This window comes from Chloroflexaceae bacterium, from assembly GCA_025057155.1.
Lineage (GTDB): Bacteria > Chloroflexota > Chloroflexia > Chloroflexales > Chloroflexaceae > JACAEO01.
Window position 1 is genome coordinate 39,618 of the sequence record JANWYD010000004.1, and the last position, 18,297, is coordinate 57,914.

Sequence of the window (18,297 nt, forward strand, 5' to 3'; positions counted from 1 at the left end):
GATGATCTATTTTGCGAATGCCCGCAGCGCACATTCCTTATCAGAGAAAATGTTGAAGGCTCTATCGAGCCGGGTGAGTTCGAAGATCATGTGGACGGGCCGGCGCATACCGCATAGATAGAGATCCCCCTGCATTTGCTGGCAGCGTTTCAGTGCCTGTACCAGCGTTGCCAGCGCCGTGGAGTCAACAAAGGTGGTGTCGGTCAAATTAATCAGCACCCGCGCGCCGGGAGTGGAAGTGGTCTGTTCTAGCCAGTTGGCGATGGGCTGAACCGTACTGGCGTCAAAGCGCCCGGCAATCTCAAGAACGTGTATCTCTCCGGTAACATAGGTTTTCATGTCCATACGGTCTCCTGCGGTGAAGTCTGGCCAGTTGGCGAGACGCGGAGAACCTGGAGGTTCATCGACTCGCTTCTCTGCCGGTGGAAAGGTTCTTCGCAGCCCGCCAACGAAGCCTGCTCGTACCGCGCCGAGAATAGCCCTGGCTCCCGCCGCGCGGGCATTGCCAGTGGGAATGGCATGTTTCATCAATCTCCCCAATGCACCGTAACCGGCAATCAAGCCCCGGCAATTTCAGGATCTAGAGAACTTCACCCTGTGACCCGGCGCGCCCCCGGTCTGACAGTTGCGTAGTAGCAATCTAACAGCGCCAGGAAACAATTCGCTTACAGGCTCCAGACAAGAGAATGACAGATCCGTCACCAGTGGTCGTACTGCCGGTCTGTTTATTCCTTGAGGCGGATCATCAGGGCCGGTGACGGGCCGTAGGTTCTGGTAACACGAATGGCGGGGAAGAGGCCAGTTCCGCCATGCATGCTTTATTATGGTTGCTGTGTTGCAAGGCGGCACAATGTCGCGCCTATCGCGCTAAGGAGGGGCGAGCGGAACCGCTGGCGGGTCCGCCTCTCAGGGGGAGAGCGAAGCGCTGATAATCGGCAACCGGGTGAAGAAGATGTCATCTCGGCATGATACAATCGAAATCCGGGCCCCACTGCCGAACCGGAGTCCTGTGACGCGCTCGGGGCATCAGAAAGCCCTAAACGCTGGACGGCGCCGGCGATCTCTTGCGTCGTGGATGAAAGTTTATACACGGCGGCAATCATCGACCTGGTGATGCGGCTCAAAACCGCGTCAATCGGATTTCTGTCCTTCCATGGCCCGCCGTTTGTCGCGTGCATTGAAGCCCACACGTGGAGCGGCCTCGCAGTGTCCCTTTCGTCCTCCGCTCTGGCACAACCGGTTCATAGAGACTTGTGCCGCCGGGGAAGCGTTGAGGGCGCGCCGCCCCTCCAGACGAGGAACAGGAGTTTTCCACACTTATCCACACACGTATGTGGATAAGTGTGGAGGTTTGTAGTAGTCGTGGCGGGTTCAGGACACATCGAGGTGCCATGAAATGGTTTCAAGCGGGCCCGCGCCAACGGCGCGTCGCCGGTATGCTGCTGATGATTAGCGCCGCCCTGGGGTTGCTGATCAGCGTGGCGGGCGTCATCATCGTCAATTACGCCGGCATTGCGCTGCGATCCGGTCTGGGGCGGCAACTCGACGCGCTAGAACAGGCGCTTGACGCCACGAGCGAGGGGTTGGACCTTGCCGAGGCCTCGCTGGTAGAGGCCGAGCGCACCGTGGGCAACCTGAGCGCCACGGTTGCCAGCGCTTCGCGTGCAGTGAGCGATACTCAACCCAGCCTGGCTGCCCTCGAAACGTTGAGCGGCACGCGGCTGCCGGCGACGATTGCCTCGACCCGTCAGGCGCTCTATAGCGCCGCGGAGACGGCCAGGGCCGTGGACGCAGTGCTGCGCGCCCTAAGCATCTTTGGTGTGCCCTACAATCCCGACGTTCCGTTAAATGTCGCCATCGAGGGCGTGGCGGAGACCCTTGACGATATGCCGCCGGCGCTTGACGAGATCGCCTCCGGCATCAATACGGCCCGGAAAAACACCACTACGATTGCCGGCGATCTCAATGAAGTGGCGACCGGGTTGGAGGCGCTGAGCGCCAATTTAGGCGGCGCGCGCGGAGTGGTAGGCCAGTATCAGGAGGTGGTCGGGGAGCTTCAGCGCGCGGTTGCAGGTATTCGCACCTCGGCGCCCTTCTGGATCGGCCTGTTTCAGGGGAGCGTCACCCTTTTGCTCATATGGCTGGTTCTGGTGCAACCGGGCCTGTTGCTCCAGGGATGGGATCTCTACCAGCAGGGGCATGAATGATGGATCGCAGGACCATCGAGACCTACGACGCGCGGGCAGCGGAATATGCCGCAATGCAACGCGGCAAAACACCTGCAGCGCTCTACCGGTTGATCGAGCGCGTCTTTGTTCCCGGCGCGCCTACCGCCGACATCGGTTGCGGCAGCGGGCGCGACACGGCCTGGCTCGTGGCCCGCGGCTTCCCGGCGATCGGCTACGACGCCTCTCCGGGTATGCTGGCCCAGGCGCGGGCGAACTATCCGGGCCTCGATCTGCGCCAGGCCGCGCTCCCCGATCTGGAGGGGATCCCCGGCGGGGCCTTCACCAATGTGCTGTGCAGTGCGGTATTGATGCATCTGCCTGCGGAGTCCATCGAGAGGGCGCTGGCGGCCCTGTCCCGCATCGTCGCTCCGGGGGGGCGGTTGCTGATCACCTACCGCGCCAGCCAGACCGGCGATCCGCGCGAACCTGATGGGCGCCTGTATACCCCCATCGCCGCAGAGACCCTGGCGGCCGCCTGCGCCCGCCATGGCCTTCAGGTCTGGCAACAGACTGCCGAGGCCGACGGAGGCCGTCCCGGCGTGGTCTGGCGCGTCCTGGTCGCCGGACGGGCGGGGTAGTTGCATTTTGGATTTTGGATTTTGGATTGATGTGCATGGTCAACAGGAATTGAGAGTGGGACGTGGGACAGAGGGTTTATCCACGCCCCTGTATGTTGGCGTCGTAGCGGGATCGGGGAACGACGCCGTCCTTACGGTTGCAGACGCCGCACCTGGGCGATTGCTTCCTGGATGCCCCAGAAAGCGGGGCGAGGCGACCAGTCGGCATTGACGATGCTGAACGACCCCTGTTCGTGGTTGGGGTCACGCCCGTTCTCGCGCTGCAAGACGCTGAAGTTCAGGTTCCAGAGGAACATGTTGCTGACCCAGGGGTAGTGGTTGAAGGTGTACCAGATCGCGCCAACAATATAGTCGCGCTGCAACTCGAAGGTGATCTGGTTGCCGAACTCATAGCCTGGCGTATTGTTGGGGGTGGCCCAGCCATACTCGGTGATCCACACCTGGTGATTGCCAAGCCCCGCCTCTTCCATGACCCGGCGCTGGTTCTCCACATGCCGGAAATAAAATGAAGGGTCATCCGTCCACCCCTGAGCGTTGCTGGGGTTTTCGGGGTAGAGCGTTTCGGGTGGGTTGGCCGAACCGCCGGGATGCAGCGCCTGGACATCGAAGTAGTCGCGGATCATCCCGCCTTTGTAGCTATACATGGCGCGCAGGTACGAAATCGTGTCCATCGCGATGGCGGGGTTATTGGTGGCGGTGGAGGCCGGCGCGCCGGCGACCACGATGATGCGCGGGTCGGCGGCCTTGATGGCGGTGTAGGCAGCGGCCATAACCTCGACGAAATGGCCGGGATCATCGGGGCCGATGCTGCCGCCATTCTCGTAGGCCAGGTTCTGCTCGTTCCAGATCAGAATGGCGTGCACGCGACCGCTGTAGCGCCCGGCCAGCGCCCCGGCGAAGCGCGCCAGCGTGGCCGGATCGCGGGGCAGTCCATCGCCGCCGTTGGCGGTATACCAGGCCGGGGAACGGGTGATGTTGATCATTAACAACATACCGGCGGCGTTGACATCGGCGACGATGTTGTCAAGCTCGCCCCAGAAGAAGGCCCCGCTGGCATCTTCAATGTCGCGCCAGTGGATCTGCTGGCGAAACCAGGTGAAGCCGGCTTCACGCGCCTTACGCAGGGCGGTGACGCGGTCGGTGTAGTACAGGTGGCCGACGACGCCAAAGTTCAGCCGGGTAAGAGTAAGCGGGTAGGGCAGCCCTCCGGGACCGTCGCGAGGCGGAGCGACAGTCGGCAGCGGCGTCGAGGCCGCGGCGGCGCCGTCCAGCGGTGGCGGGGTGACGGTGGCGCCAGGAAAGGGAAGAGCAGTTGGAGGCGTGGACGCCGGGGGCAGGGTGGGCGCGCCCGGTGACGCAGGGCCAGGCGTGGGCAGGCGCACAACGATTTCGTCACCGGGGCCGGCGGGCGACGCTGGAGGCGCGCCTGGCCCTGTCTGCGCGCCGGCGCCCGGGCCGCGACGGCCCCAGGCCTCGTCAGGGAGGCCGCCACTGAGCGGGCCGGCAGCAGGGGCGCCGGGGAGCGCCGTGGCGGAGGCGTGCGCCGTGGCAGAGGCGCCTGGGCCGGCCGTGGCGGAGGCGCTTCCGGCGGCGGTGACAGAGCTGCCCCCCACGCCCGCATCGGGCGCGCCGTTGAGGCGCAGCGGCGGCAGCGGTTCAGGCTCAGGTTCGCGCAGGATACGCGCCGTGGGCAGCGGCGCCGGCGCGGAGACGGCGACCGGCTGGCCGGCGCCGCAGGCGGTAAGGAAGAGCAACAGGATGGCGCAGGGCAACAGCACCCAGCAACGAGCGAGTCTGACGCGCATACGGCACCTCGATCCGATGAGCACAGGATCCGTCTTGCGCTGACTCGAACGAGCGCGGCGCGCGCGACTGGCGTCTGGCTGATTACGGCGACATGATCGCCGGCTGAGGGGAAGCTGAGGGGAGGCTGAGAGGCATGGGAAAGCGGGGGATCAGGTTGCTGCGTTCCCCTGCAACTGGCCTCCTTGCCGGGCGAAAGGTATTTCGCCCCACCAGACAGGGGGTGGGGAAGCCTGGTTGCCCCATATTCACGTCACTGGCGCATGGCGAAGCCGCATGCGCGCCTGCGGCATTGCTCGCATACCGCGAACCGCGGCTTCTCGCTCACCCGTAACCGCCGGCACGCAATGGCGCAGTGGCCTGGCATCACTACCAAGGACACTGCGCCTTCGCGCCTTTGCGTCAACCTTTCTGAGAAATGCGCTAACGCAGCCCGACGGCCCCGACGAACGCCAGGACGGCAAGCATCGCCACGATGGCGATCACCACGACCAGGGCGATACGCTCGCGGTTATAGAGCGACCAGTCGCCGAAGAGTTGCGGCTCGAAGCCAACCAGGTGGAACTGGCGCGGCTGGTCATCGAGGAGACACTCCACCTCGGTAATCGGCGCGCCGCGGACCGTAAGCTCGGCATGGCGGATGCGCGTATCATCGCCGGCCGCGTCAATCACCGCCCGCAGCATCTCGGCGAGCGGCGCCACGCTGTACCAGGGACCCTTGTACGGATCAATCGGCCCCTCGAAGACCGGCTCGAGGCAGTTGCGGATGGCCATCCGCGGCAGGTCCTCGACATCATCCGAGTTCTCGAACAGCATCGCCCGGCGGGACCAGGTAAAGACCAGCTCTTCCACCAGATTGCCGGCGCCCTCGCATCTGGGGCAATCCTGCTTGCCATACCCGCGGCAGGTTGGGCACTCCGCCATTATCGTCTCTGGCGAACGGGTATGGTCACGGTTGGAGACGCGGCTGACCTTTTCGACGGCCCCCTGACCCTTGCAGGCAGCGCAGTAGACCTTGCCGGCGCCCAGGCACTCAGGGCAGGTATAAATGCGCTCCGAGCCGGGCAGCGCCAGCTCACGGGGCTGGACGCTCTCCAACGGCCCCATGTCAGGAACACGGACCTGCCACACGTCAGCAGGGGACTGGAAGGCGCGCGGCTGATCGGTAGGAGCCTGGGGACGAACGCGCGGCGTCGGTTCGGTGCGCGTCTCATACAGCACGCGCAGTTCATAGAAGTAGACGTTGTAGCTGACGATCTGCTCGAGTTGAACAAGCTGGCCAAGAGCGCGGCGGCGGAAGAAGCCGTCGCGGCTCCAGCGGTTCAAAAAGCGGCGGATGGCGTCGCGGCGGTGCAGCTCGTCGGCTCGCTTGCGAGCGCGCGAGAGATACTCCTGGAAGCGCTCGGGGAGGGCAGAATCGAGCGCCGTCTCAAAGGGGTTAGGCAGCCACTCGGCGTTCGGCTCCCAGCGCGACTCCTCCATATCGGCGGTGGCCTGGTCAATCTGGCCGCGCAATGCCTGGCGCAGCGCGGCGGCGGCGGCCGAGGCGCTGGGAAAGCGAGCCTGCGGCTGTGGCAACAGCATGCGGCGCACGACCCGGTCGGCAGGGGCCAGGGCAGGATCAACCGCGGCCAGGCTGGGCAGGGGCGCGCCCGGCTCGGGCGGGACCTCGCCCGAGAGCATGTGGTAGGTCACGGCCCCTAGACCATAGACATCGAGCGCCGGGCTGGCCTCCCCTTCGGTGAAGCGCTGTTCGGGCGCGGAGTACGGCGTCAGATAATCCGCCTCCTCCAGGCTGCTCAGGTCGGGCGTATCAGGAGCGGCGGCGAGGCTAAGATTGGTGAGGTAGGCGACGCCCTCGGCGGTAACGAGAATATTGGCCGGCTGCACATCGCGATGTACAATCTTCTGGGCATGGAGATAATCGAGAGCGGCGGCGATCTGCGTCACGACGCGCACGGTGAGCAGCGGCGCAAGGGGGCCGGCGGCGAGGAGCGCGCTGAGGGGCTGGGCATCGAGCTGGGGGGTCACCAGATAGTGGCCAAAGCGATCATCGTGGCCCGCGTCAATCACCGGCACCAGGTTGGGGTGATTGAGACGCGCCGCCAGGCGCGCGGCAAGCTGAAAGCGCCCCGAGGAGACCCAGTCGTTGCGGCGCAGGATGTGCACCTGCACCGGACGTTCCAGGGTAAGGTGGCTGGCGCTGAAGACCGTCGCCAGTTCCTCCTGGGCCAGGCGCTGGATCAGCCGGTAGTTGCGCAACTCGGCGCCCTCGGCTGCCCGTTGTTCGGAGCGGGTGGTAGGGCGCGTGTTCATAGACCAGTAGTAACCGCAAGGCGGCCAGAGCACGGTGGGGCTAGTATATCACTTTGCCGCATCGCAATGCGACAGAAATAGATTATAGCACCTTTGTTCGGTGTGTTCAAGGGGCGTTCAATCGGTGAGCAAGACAGTGGCGCATTCGCAACAATCGGTACGTATTTCTTTTCTTACGCACAGCGTCAAAACAATTATACTGAGCGCTGTGAAGCGCGGTCGTGGCTGTCCCAACAGGAGCGAGTTCTCAGGGTTCTAGCCTGGGGCCGCTCACGCCGCACCAAACTGAACAACAGGTTCGCACACACCTCCTCTGTTCTCCTACGGCGGCGCCTGGAGGCGGGGTATCCCGCAGGGCCACCGGTTCGCCGGGCCGCCGTCCCCAATTTACCCCCTCTCTCAGCCAGCGACCGGGGCTTCGCAGGTCGGCCGCCCAGCCAGGGCGGCCGATTAGTTTTGGAGCCGCTGTTCGCTCCTGAACAGCGCGCGGACTTCGGGTGATCCCGGAGCCTGTGAGCGGCAACAGGTTGATGGCAGGAAAGTGGGCCGCTTCACCGGTGATACCGGTGAATGAACCACAATCCAAAATCCAAAATCGAAAATCCAAAATCGCTTACGCCGCTCTGAGCCGCGGCGTAAGGCGAACAAACACGCCGGTAGGGGGCGGCGGAGGAGCCATGCCGGCAAGCACGTTCAACCCCCAGGCCAGTTGGGCGTCGGCGCAGGTGGTTTGACCCTCGGCGGGTTGCCGGTCCGCAACGCATGGCACGGCATACTGCGGATCTTCCGAAGCGGCCACTTCGTACTGGGGCGTAATCCCGACGCGGTGAATGGCCGTCCGGTCAGGCGTGAGCCAGTGGGCGATGGTGATACGGGCGCTGCTGCCATCGCTCAGGTGGTGGATGTTCTGCACCGACCCTTTGCCAAAGCTCTTCTCGCCGAGCAGCACGGTGTTCGGGCGGCGGTCGCGCAGGGCGCCGGCGACGATCTCGGCGGCGCTGGCTGAGCCGCCGTTGATCAGCACCACCATAGGCGCCTCGTAGAGGCGCGTGTCGGCGGGGCCGACGATGGTGCGCAGTTCTTTCTCCACTCCGCCGTTTTCGCGCTCGTAGAGCGCCACGCCGTCATAAAAGCGCCCGAGCACCTCCTGGGCGGTGGTAAGGAAGCCGCCGGGATTATTCCGCAGGTCGAGTACGACACTGCGGGGACGCTGGGGGATCAACTGGCGCAGCGCCTCGTCAAGCAACTGGGTGGTGGTGGCCTTGAACTCGGTGATCTGGATATAGGCCACTCCGTTGTCGAGCATCTGCGCATTGACGGTAATGATTGGCACCTCGTCGCGGGTGATGGCCACGTCGAAGGTCTGGGTGTCGGGAGGGCGGCGCAGAGTGAGGGTCACCACGGTGCCCTTGGGGCCGCGGATGCGCGCCGCAGCCCTGGCGGTGGCCTCGCTGTCGGGCAGACCGGCGATCACCTCGGCGAGGGGCACGCCATCAACTGCCACCACGACATCGCCCGAACGGAGCCCGGCCCGTTCGGCTGGCGAGCCGGGGAAGGGGCGGTCAATGACAATCGCTCCGTCCTGGACCCGCAGGTAGGCGCCAATGCCTTCGAAGCGTCCCTGCATCGACTCGCGGTTCTGGGCCGCCAGGTCCGGTTCCTGAAAGGTGGTGTACTCGTCACCGAGAGAGGCAAGCATCCCCTGAATAGCACCGTAGACCATCTTGCGCTGATCAAGCGGCTCCTGGCGGTAGAACTCGGCCTGCACCAGGTCCCACACCTCCCAGAAGACGGCGAAATCCGCGCGGGCGTTTTCCGGCGTCTCGCGGCGGAGGTCACGGTTGGCGACGCGGGCGATGAGGGTGTCTATGGGGGTCGTTCCAACGATGCGCGCGCTAACCCAGCCGGCGGCGAAGGCTGCGACGCCGACGAGGATGGCAACCAGCGCTCCCAGGGTGACCGCGCGAGAGGTGCGAATCATAGGCGGCTTACTCTATTTCATACAGCACCATCGCAATGGCGGCGATGGGCGCGGTTTCAGCGCGCAGAACCCGCGCGCCAAGCGATACGGGTATGATACCACGCTCGCGGGCGCATGTCAGTTCATCGGGAGTGATACCGCCTTCGGGGCCGCTGAGGACGTGGATGGCCCGCCCGTCCCACTCGCCGCGATGGGCGCGCAGGACGGAGCGCAGGTGGGGCGCCTGGCCTTCCCAGAGCAGCAGGGCCAGATCGGCGCCCGCAGCGGCCTCCGTGGCGGCGGCGAAGGAGAGAGTGGCGCTCACCTCGGGCAAGATCCCGCGGCAGGATTGTTCGGCAGCTTCGCGGGCGATGCGCCGCCAGCGCTCCAGCTTGCGCGCATCGCTCCGGTCGGCGGGTAGGGAACGGGCGCAGTGCGTCGGTGTCAGCCGCCGCGCGCCCAGCTCGACGCCCTTCTGCACGGCCCACTCGAAGCGTTCAGCGCGGATGAGGGGCAGATAGAGCGTCAGGTGGACGGGAGGTTCGCCGCCGGCCGCTTCGCGGCGCACCACCACGCCAGTCACTCCGTCGCGATTGACGGCGGTCAGTTCTACTTCCGCGGCCATCCCCAGCCCATCGAGCAGCAGCACGTGATCGCCGGGAACCAGGCGCAGCACCCGCCCGATCTGGCGGGCCAGGTCGGGATCGCTCAGGCGCACCTGCTCATCGCGCAGCGCCTCAGGGGCGACAAAGAAGCGGCGGGTGTTGGGGAGAGACATGGCGGTTGGAGATTTTTGACGGCGGATTCTGGATTGCCCGCGCCCCACCTGTCAACCTTCAGGATTGTAAGCCAGGCGTCGTCCTTCCAACAGGGCCAACGTGACAAACGACTACCCCGGCTGTAGCACCTCGGCGATGCGCTCCTCGGCGTGGCCGGCAGCGCGGGCCGTGGCGCTCAGTTCCTCCAGGTCGGGGATGCTGGCGCGCAGCACGGTCATAGCGCCGCGCAGGCTACACGCGCCGAGGCTGGCGGGCAACACGGCCGAGTCGCCGCGCCGCAGAGCCAGGGGCGCGTGCCGGGGGTCCCGGGGTTCGATAGCGCCGGCGCCGTCAATCACCGTCAGGATCTCGAAACTGCCTGGATGCACCGTGAGATCGGCCCGCTCCGCCACGCGCCAGCGTTCCAGAGCAAAGGAGAGGCAGGCCACGAGCAGGTCGCGGCCGGGCGCCAGGGCGAGAGGGCGAATGACCCCCCGCGGCGCCGGGGCGAAGATGCTTACGTCGAGAGCCTTCTCCAGGTGCAACTCGCGCGGCCGGCCGGTCTTCGGGTCGCGGCGGCCATAGTCGTACACCCGATAGGTCAGGTCGGATTTCTGCTGGATCTCGAAGAGCATGATCCCGGCATTGATGGCGTGGAGCGTGCCGGCGGGCACGAAGATGACATCGCCGGGGGCTACGGAGAGGTGGGCCATCAGATCTTCAACTGTGCCGGCCACGACCGCGGCGGCGAATTCGGCGCGGGTGCAGGGGCGTTTGAGGCCGTAGGTGACGGTCGCGCCCGGCGCGGCATCCAGGATGTACCAGGCCTCGGTTTTGCCGTGAAAGCCGGTGTGGGCCTCGACGCGATGGGCGTAGGCGTCGTCGGGATGGACCTGGATGGAGAGGCGATCAGCGGCGTCAATGAATTTGGCCAGGAGGGGCACATCGGCGCCGTAGCGGGCGACGGCGCGCGTACCTACCAGCGCCGGCCCGTAAGCCTGCGCCAGGTCGGCCAGGGTGCGCCCGGCGAATGGCCCGTCTACTACCGGATTGCTGTCGAAGACCTGCCAGCTTTCGCCGAGGCGCGTGGGTCGCGGCTCCGGCAACTCCAGCCATGCGGCGAGGCGCGTACCGCCCCACAGCGGTTCGACGAGTTTGCGCCTGGTGATCAGGGGGGGGAGAGAGGTGGTCATGGGGATTTGGGATTTGGGATTGGGCGCGGTGTTGCTTAACGGGCGGGCGAAGAAAAACGGGGTTTTCCGGGCCCAACCCGGAGCGTTGTGCCAGCATTGGTTCACCCGTCTATCCGCGCGGAGCGATCACCCTGGCGCCTGGAGGCGGCGTCACGCCGGGGCCGTAGAGGAAGAAATCCTCCCAGGGCGTGTACCGGGTGATGTACGGGTCCATCCGCGTCCGCCCATCGGGGAAGGTCACGATGCGCCGCAGGGTCACATCAACGCCGGGGCGCCCGTGGACGAGCTGGCGCACAGCGCCCCGGGGCAGGCCGGGGTCGAATTGCCAGACCGGCGGGCCGGGCTGAGTCCAGTTGGCTTTGAACGGCCCTTCGTAGCGCACGCTACGCCCATCGCTCTCGCCGAAGAGTTGAAAGGTCAGGCGTTCGCGGGCCAGATCAACGGTTCCGATAATATACACCGGACCGCCGGTGTCGTTGCGCCAGCGGAAGTCGACTCCAGGGACGAACACGGTGGCGTCGAAGCCAATAATATCATCGTAGAAATAGACGATGTGACTGTGAGGCGCGCGGCGGGTCACGCTCAGCCCGGCGTTGGAGACGGCGCGAAAGAGGGTGGTGGAGACCTGGCACAGCCCGCCGCCGATCACCTTTTCGAGTCTGCCACCGACAATGGCGTAGCCATCCACGAACCCGTTGGCCTCGGAGAAGTCGCCAATGCTGATGAAGGAGAACTCTGCCCCGGCGGGCACCACATAGCCGTCAACCATGGCAGTGGCGCGCTGGATGTTGGTCACCCGCGAGGCGGAGGAGGTGGAGAAGCCGGTGGAGGCCTCGCCGAGGAGCGTGATGGGCCGGGCCGGGGCGGTGGCTGCGAGGGCGATAGGATCGCGTTGCAGCAACTGGCGCCCCAGGGGGCTGAGCATCACCTCATTGTCGGCGCCCATGCGCTCTGGATAATAGACAAAGCGGGCGCGCTCGAAGTACTGTACAAGCCGTTCCTGACCGGAGTCGGGGTCGAACTCGTAGAACTCCTCGGAAATAGGGTAGCCAAAGATGGGGAGACCCCCGCGGGTCTGCCAGAACCAGCCGAAGGCCCCGCCGAGGGTATGGCCCGACTCGGGAAAGAATGTTCGCGCCGGATCGGGAGAGCTGGCAAGCCAGGCGAAGGCGGGGTCGCCGCGGCCCTCGGTCAGCAGCGCGCCAGCCCGGGTGATGCTGATGCGCCCCTCTGGCGGAGCGGCGGGGCGAAACTCCAGCCTGGCCCGTTCGAAGTACTGCACCTGCAAGCCGTCGGCGCCGACGATCAGTTCAGTGAGCGGCATGCCGAAGGTGGCGACGCCGCCATAGGCGTCGAAGAAGCGCTTGAGTTGCATGGCGACGTTGTGGCCGGTTTCGGGAAAGTAGACCGCACTGCCTGGGGGGAGACCACGGGCGCCGGATGCCTCAGCAGGAGCGGCAAGGGCCGAGGCGGGCGCGAGGGCCAGTCCGATCACGAGCGCCAGCAGCCAGCGGTACATAGAAACCTCTTTTTTTGAGTTGTCAGCGGGTAGTATTCCTGATGGAGGCGCCCGGACCTCCCGCAGAAAGGAATGGCGAAACCGGATTTCCTCCGGCTACAACCCGAAGGGTTGTAGCACAACCCTTCGGATTGTAGTCCGCCCGGAGGGTTGGGCTGCAACTATGCCAGACGCCGCCATTATAGCACGACACCTATATCCAATCTGTTATACTTGAATCAGCTACGACAGGATTTTCGTAGGGAAGCGGGCAGAGCCGTTGCTGTCACGTGCCATCGAACCGGAACACGGAGTCTGGGGAGGCGTTTATGGAACTACGACACCTGCGGTACTTCGAAGCGGTGGCGCGCCATTCCCACGTGACCCGCGCGGCGGCCGAGTTGCACATCGCCCAGCCGGCGCTGAGCAAGCAGATCAGCCAGCTTGAGCAGGAGTTGGGAGTGGCGCTATTCGACCGGGTGGGCCGTAATGTGCGCCTGACCGAAGCGGGTGAGGCGTTGCTGCCCCACGCGCGCGCGGTGATGGCCCAGGTCGAGGCGGCGCGGGCAGAGATGGCCGAACGCATCGGGCTGCGGCGAGGCCGGGCGACGGTGGGCGCCCCGCCGACAGTGGGCATGCAACTGCTGCCCCCGGTGTTGACGGCCTTTAACCGGCAGTATCCCGGGATCGAGCTGCGGCTGCACGAGTCGGGCGTGCAGACACTGCTCGATTTGCTGGAAACGGGGCTGACCGACATCGCCGTGGTGACGTTGCCGGTCGAAGATGAGCATCTCACGGTAGTGCCCTTGTTCACCGAGGAGATGGTGATCGCCGTGTGGCGCGAGCATCCCCTGGCGAGCCGCGAGACGGTGGCCTTCACCGAATTGCGTGACGAACCCTGGGTGCTCTCGCCCCAGAACTATGAACTGCGCGAGGCGACCCTGAGCGCCTGTCAGGTCGCCGGGTTCACGCCGCGGGTGGTGCTCGATGGCGGCGAGACCGACACGCTGCTGCGCTTCGTCGCCGCGGGCATCGGCATCGCCCTGGTGCCGCGCCTGGCCGTGCAGAACACCGGCGATCTCGTGGCGCTCAGGGTCTCCGATCAGCATCTCACCCGCAGTCTGGGTCTGGTCTGGCGCGGGGATCGGGTGGCCTCGCCAGCGGCGCGGGCGTTGCGGGAGTTCCTGGTGGAGCGGCTGCGCCAGGAGTAGCGGATTTCGGATTTTGGATTGGTCGGGGCGAAGCCGTCTGAGTAACTGGCATCAGCCGACCCGTTCGAGGCGGGCGAAGCTGGCGAGCAGGCGCCGTTCGCGGTCGGCGAAGCTAACCGTGACTTCTTCGTCGCCCTCCACCAGGCGGCTGCTGACCACCACGCCCTCGCCGAAGGCGTGATGGCGCACACGCTGGCCGGGGAAGAAGCTCACCTCGACCGGTCCGCTGGCGGCGCGTGATGGAGCAGGGGCGCGCCAGGAATCGCGAGGGCGGGCGGGGCGCTGCCGGATCGGAGCGGCGATCGCTGCTCGCTGGTGGGGCAGTTTCAACAACTCGCGAGGAATGTCGGCCAGAAAGCGGGAGGGCGTGCTCAGGCTGGTGCGGTTAAAGCTCTCGCGGCGGAAGGCATGGCAGAGGTAGAGGCGCCGCCTGGCCCGCGTGATGCCCACGTAGAGCAGGCGCCGTTCCTCCTCCAGCCGTTCGCGGTCGTCAGTAGAGCGGCTGTGGGGCAGCAGGCCCTCCTCAAGCCCCACCAGAAACACCACCGCGTACTCCAGCCCCTTGGCCTGGTGCAGGGTGATACAGGTCACCGCGTCGGCCTGGGGGTCAATCCGGTCCACATCGGCGACCAGGGCCGCCTCTTCGAGAAACCGGGGCAGTTGCTGGTCGCGAGGCAGACCGGCGTAGCGTCCGGCGAAAGCGGCAAGCTCCTGAATATTGGCCCAGCGCTCATCGGCCTCCTCCTCGCCATACTCGCGGATCAGCGTCTCGCGCAGCTCGATGCGCGAGATGAGCATTTCAAGCAACTCGAGCAGGGGCAACTCCCGGCGCGCGGCGATCAGGCCGTCAACCAGGCCCAGGAAGCCGCGCAGCGCGGCGGCGGCGCGGGGGGCGAACGGCGAGGGGGCGTCTTCATCCTCGAGTTCCTTGAGCGCCTGGTAGAGCGGCACGCCGAGGGAGGCCGCCCAGCGGATCAACTCGGCCTCGGTGCGCTCGCCAATGCCGCGGGCGGGCCAGTTCAGCACCCGCGTGAGGCTGATGCTGTCGTAGGGGTTGGCGGCCAGACGCAGGTAGGCCAGGGCGTCCTTCACCTCTTTGCGCTCCCAGAAGCGCAGGCCGCCGATCAGTTGGTAGGGAACGCCGCGACGCGAGAGAGCCTCTTCCAGTGCGCGCGACTGGGCATTGGTGCGATACATCACGGCGCAGTCGCGGTAGCTCGCCTCGCCAGCGGCGACCAGGCGGGCAATCTCATCAGCGACGAAGGACGCCTCGGCGTCCTGGTCGCGGCCCTCGTGGAGCGTCACCTGCGGCCCGGCGCCGTTGGCCGTCCAGAGTTTCTTGACGTGCTTGCGCTTCTCGCTGGCGGCGATCACCGCCTGGGCTATGTCGAGAATGCTCTGGGTGGAGCGATAGTTCTGCTCGAGCAGAATGACCCGGGCATCGGGATAGTCCTGCTCGAACTGGAGGATGTTGCGCACATCCGCGCCCCGCCAGCCGTAGATGCTCTGGTCGGCGTCGCCAACAACGAAGAGGTTGCGGCGCCTGGCGGCCAGTTGCTTGATCAACACATACTGGGCGTGGTTAGTGTCCTGATACTCGTCCACCAGCAGAAAGACATAGCGTTCCTGATACGTTGCCAGGACATCGGGGTGCTGGTCGAAGAGGTGCACCGTCTCGACGAGCAAGTCGTCGAAATCGAGGGCGTTAGCCTCGCGCAGGAGAGCCTGATAGCGCTCGTAACAGCGGGTGACGATCTCATCGAAGTACGAGCGGTTGCGGCGGGCATACTCCTGAGGGGTGATCAACTCATTCTTGGCGCTGGAGATGCGGGCGTGGATGGCGCGGGGCGGGTTCTGCTTCTCGTCGAGATTGAGATCGCGGAGCACGCGGCGCATCAGGCGTTCCTGGTCGTCGCTGTCGTAGATGACGAAATCCCGTTCGCGCCCAAGGTGCACGATATCACGGCGGAGGAAGCGCGCGCAGAGACCGTGGAAGGTGCCGACGGTCAGGGCCTGAGCCTGGGCGGGGCCGATCAGCGCATCGAGGCGCTCCTGCATCTCGCGGGCGGCCTTGTTGGTGAAGGTCACGGCGAGAATGTTCAGAGGATCAACGCCCTGGGCGGCGATGAGATAGGCGATGCGATGGGTGAGCACGCGCGTCTTGCCGCTGCCGGGGCCGGCGACCACCAGCACCGGGCCGGCGACGGTCTCCACCGCGCGCCGCTGAGCGGGATTTAAGCCTGCGAGGAGATCGGACATGGGGTGTTTCCTGAGGGGTGCTCGCCCCTACCCGCCTCGCTGCGCTCGGCGCCCCCTCCCTCTCCACCGCCGGTAGAGAGGGAGGGGGTCAGGGGGAGGGTGAGGAACGACGCCTCTGCTCAATGGAAATAATCAACAATCTGGGAGAGCCGTGCCCTCCCAGGAACATTCATATCTGCACTGCGCCGGTGCCGCACGTGTCGAACAGCCGACATGGTAGAGTACCGGCGGATGCCTGTCAAGGAATAGGCGGCGCAGGGCAACGCCACCCCCGGGCTCTCAGGTGTAGGGTTTTTCGAGCGAGAAGGGGTTTTCGGCATTCCAATGCGCTTACGGTCCTCACCCCCCGCCCCTCTCCCGCTCGCGGGAGAGGGGGGCGTTGGGCGTCTCGATGCCCCCGATGGCGCGTGCGACGCGAGCATGCGCCGGAAAAACCCTACACTTGAGAACACCTCTGGGGGAGGTTTGGAGGCCCTGCTTCCAGTGCGCCGCAAAAGGTTTCAACAAGCCCTGCCTCTGCGCCCGCTGCGGCGAGGATATGGCTGGTCCGGGAGGGCCGCGCCTCACGATGGTCTGTTCCCTCTCCCGCGGGGGCGAGTCCCGCGCATGGACGCCGCGGGCGATCTGCCGCCCTCTGTTCCCTCTCCCGCGGGGGCGAGTCGGGGGCGACCAAGGGCGACCAGCGCGCAAGCTCTCTGTTCCCTCTCCCGCGGGGGCGAGTCGGGAGCGTCGGGGCGGGTCCGGGCGATGATCGCTCTGTTCCCTCTCCCGCGGGGGCGAGTCACACAGAAGCCTGGAGATCCCGTTCGATCACTGCGGCGGCGCGGAGCAGGGTGGCTTCCTGCCAGGGGCGCGCCACCAGTTGCACGGCGAGCGGCAGCCCGTCGCCGCTCCGCCCGGCGGGCAGGCTGAGGGCCGGCCACCCCAGGCAGTTGAAGGGGATGGCCAGGCTATTGTTGGCCGGCGCGCCACGGGCCGGTATCGGCCCCGGATGGATGGGCAGCACGAGCACATCCAGGCTGGACAGCCGCTCGCTGACCGCCCGGCGCAAGACGGCCCGGCCCTGCTGCGCCCTGATAAAGTCCCCTGGCGCATACGCGAAGTTGGCCAGCAGCCGCTGGCGCGGAAACTCGCCATAGGCGTCGAGGCGCGTTCGTAGCCAGGGCAGGTGAAAGGCCGACGCCTCCATCCCCAGAATGGCCGTGCCGAGCACCCGCAGCCGGTCGAGTTCGGGCACGTCGAGTTCAATTACCTCGGCGCCCGCTGCGGCCAGGATTGCGGCTCCGCGTCGGGCCGCCGCGCACTGCTCCTCTTCGGCGAGAGGCTTTCCCGAGCCGTCATCTCCCACCAATCCCACTCGCAGCCCGCGCGCGTCCGCCGCTGGTCCTGCGGAAGTGAAGGGCGGGGCCGGGCGCAGGGTGCGCCCGTCGCGTGGATCAGGGCCGGCCAGCAGCGCCAGAAGCACGGCGGCGTCGGCGACGCTGCGGGTGAGCGGGCCGAGATGGTCGAGCGACCAGGAGAGGGGGATCGTCCCGGCCAGACTGGTGCGGCCCCAGGTGGGTTTCAGGCCCACCAGCCCGCAGAAGGCCGCAGGGATGCGGATCGAGCAGCCCGTGTCAGTGCCCAGAGCGGCCAGGGCCATGCCGGTGGCCACCGCCACCGCCGAGCCGCTGCTGGAGCCGCCCGAGTCGCGCGTGGGATCGAAGGGGTTGGCGGTGGAGCCGTAGTGGGCGTTGTTGGAACCAGGCGAGTAGGCGAACTCAGCCAGGCGCGTCTTGCCGATGATGATCGCGCCGGCGGCACGCAGGCGCGCCACTGCGGTGGCGTCGGCGGCGGCGAGGTTGTGGGCCAGGATCGTCGAGCCGGCAGTGGTGGGCAAACCGGCCATATCCAGCAGATCCTTCACTGCCACCGGGAGGCCATGGAGCGGGCCGCGATCCTGCCCTGCGGCCAGTTCAGCCTCGGCGCGACGGGCGTCGGCCAGGGCCTGCTCGGCCAGGACAAGTTGAAAGGCGTTCAGCGAGCTGTCCAGGGCGGCGATCCGCGCCAGGGCCGCCTCGACCAGCGCCGTAGGCGTGGTGGCGCCCGCGCGGATCGCCGCAGCGGCGCCGAGCAGCGTCTCGGCAGACGGTAGCGTCGAGCCGGCAGGCGCCTCCAGCGCCGGGGCCTCCTCGGTTGGCGCAGGAAGGCTGCCGGCGTCCAGGTGGTCGGGCAACGTCTCGGCGGGTACGCTGGCGGCAATGCGCTCAAAATCCGCCAGCCGCTGCAAAAAGCCCCTGGCCTGAATGCCCGCCAGGTCGTCTTCGACGGCGGGAATGGCCGCGGCGCGCAGGTTGGCCCGCAGCCGGTCGATGGGGTCAGTCATGGCGCTACGCTTACTCGATTTTGGATTTTGGATTCTCATTGACCGCAATCCAAAATCCAAAATCCAAAATCCTAGACCGGGTTACTGGAAGGTATTGTACCCTGTATGCCGCAATCCCGGTTAGCGCT

Annotated in this window: 11 protein-coding genes, 1 pseudogene and 1 CRISPR repeat array; of the genes and pseudogenes, 3 read left to right on the forward strand and 9 right to left on the reverse strand. The window is 66.3% G+C overall.

The genetic code is table 11. From position 1 onward, the window contains the following. Positions 1 to 6 precede the first annotated feature (6 nt). Positions 7 to 528 carry an STAS domain-containing protein gene (locus tag NZU74_04160; GenBank protein MCS6880505.1) on the reverse strand — a complete coding sequence of 174 codons (522 nt, stop codon included), beginning with the start codon at positions 526 to 528 and terminating at the stop codon, positions 7 to 9. A gap of 863 nt (positions 529 to 1,391) precedes the next feature. Between NZU74_04160 and NZU74_04165 the strand changes: the two genes are divergently transcribed. Together NZU74_04165 and NZU74_04170 are read left to right on the forward strand one after the other, a co-directional pair. Next, entirely contained in the window at positions 1,392 to 2,207 is an 816-nt protein-coding gene (locus tag NZU74_04165; protein MCS6880506.1) for a hypothetical protein, read from the forward strand. After that, on the forward strand, positions 2,204 to 2,806 hold the full coding sequence (locus NZU74_04170; protein MCS6880507.1) for a class I SAM-dependent methyltransferase: 603 nt from the start codon (positions 2,204 to 2,206) through the stop codon (positions 2,804 to 2,806). Before NZU74_04165 ends, NZU74_04170 begins: the two co-directional genes overlap by 4 nt. Before the next feature lie 131 nt (positions 2,807 to 2,937). Here the strand turns inward: NZU74_04170 and NZU74_04175 are convergent, their stop codons facing one another. The 6 genes from NZU74_04175 to NZU74_04200 form a co-directional block, all read right to left on the reverse strand. Next, positions 2,938 to 4,611: a cellulase family glycosylhydrolase gene (locus tag NZU74_04175; GenBank protein ID MCS6880508.1), complete on the reverse strand. Its 1,674-nt coding sequence runs from the start codon at positions 4,609 to 4,611 to the stop codon at positions 2,938 to 2,940. Between the two features lie 421 nt (positions 4,612 to 5,032). Next, the gene (locus NZU74_04180) at positions 5,033 to 6,925 is read right to left on the reverse strand and encodes a protein kinase (protein ID MCS6880509.1); all 1,893 of its coding nucleotides are present in this window, start codon (positions 6,923 to 6,925) and stop codon (positions 5,033 to 5,035) included. 613 nt (positions 6,926 to 7,538) lie between these two features. Then, complete coding sequence (locus tag NZU74_04185) at positions 7,539 to 8,906, reverse strand: S41 family peptidase (GenBank protein ID MCS6880510.1); 1,368 nt, start codon at positions 8,904 to 8,906, stop codon at positions 7,539 to 7,541. A 7-nt stretch (positions 8,907 to 8,913) separates the two neighbouring features. Next, complete coding sequence (locus tag NZU74_04190; GenBank protein ID MCS6880511.1) at positions 8,914 to 9,663, reverse strand: 16S rRNA (uracil(1498)-N(3))-methyltransferase; 750 nt, start codon at positions 9,661 to 9,663, stop codon at positions 8,914 to 8,916. 111 nt (positions 9,664 to 9,774) lie between these two features. Beyond that, entirely contained in the window at positions 9,775 to 10,836 is a 1,062-nt protein-coding gene (locus NZU74_04195; GenBank protein MCS6880512.1) for a class I mannose-6-phosphate isomerase, read from the reverse strand. A gap of 109 nt (positions 10,837 to 10,945) precedes the next feature. Next, positions 10,946 to 12,355, reverse strand: a complete 1,410-nt coding sequence (locus NZU74_04200; protein ID MCS6880513.1) for a VanW family protein — start codon at positions 12,353 to 12,355, stop codon at positions 10,946 to 10,948. Positions 12,356 to 12,663: 308 nt separating this feature from the next. Here NZU74_04200 and NZU74_04205 point away from each other — a divergent pair, with 308 nt between their 5' ends. After that, positions 12,664 to 13,545: a LysR substrate-binding domain-containing protein gene (locus NZU74_04205; GenBank protein ID MCS6880514.1), complete on the forward strand. Its 882-nt coding sequence runs from the start codon at positions 12,664 to 12,666 to the stop codon at positions 13,543 to 13,545. 51 nt (positions 13,546 to 13,596) lie between these two features. Here NZU74_04205 and NZU74_04210 read toward each other — a convergent pair whose 3' ends face one another. Both NZU74_04210 and NZU74_04215 read right to left on the reverse strand, forming a co-directional pair. After that, a complete protein-coding gene (locus NZU74_04210; GenBank protein MCS6880515.1) occupies positions 13,597 to 15,804 on the reverse strand; it encodes a UvrD-helicase domain-containing protein in 2,208 nt (735 codons plus the stop codon). Between the two features lie 571 nt (positions 15,805 to 16,375). Continuing rightward, positions 16,376 to 16,587: direct repeats of the CRISPR family, unit length 29 nt; unit sequence CTCTGTTCCCTCTCCCGCGGGGGCGAGTC. A 103-nt stretch (positions 16,588 to 16,690) separates the two neighbouring features. After that, positions 16,691 to 18,169, reverse strand: a pseudogene (locus NZU74_04215) (amidase). Positions 18,170 to 18,297 lie beyond the last annotated feature (128 nt).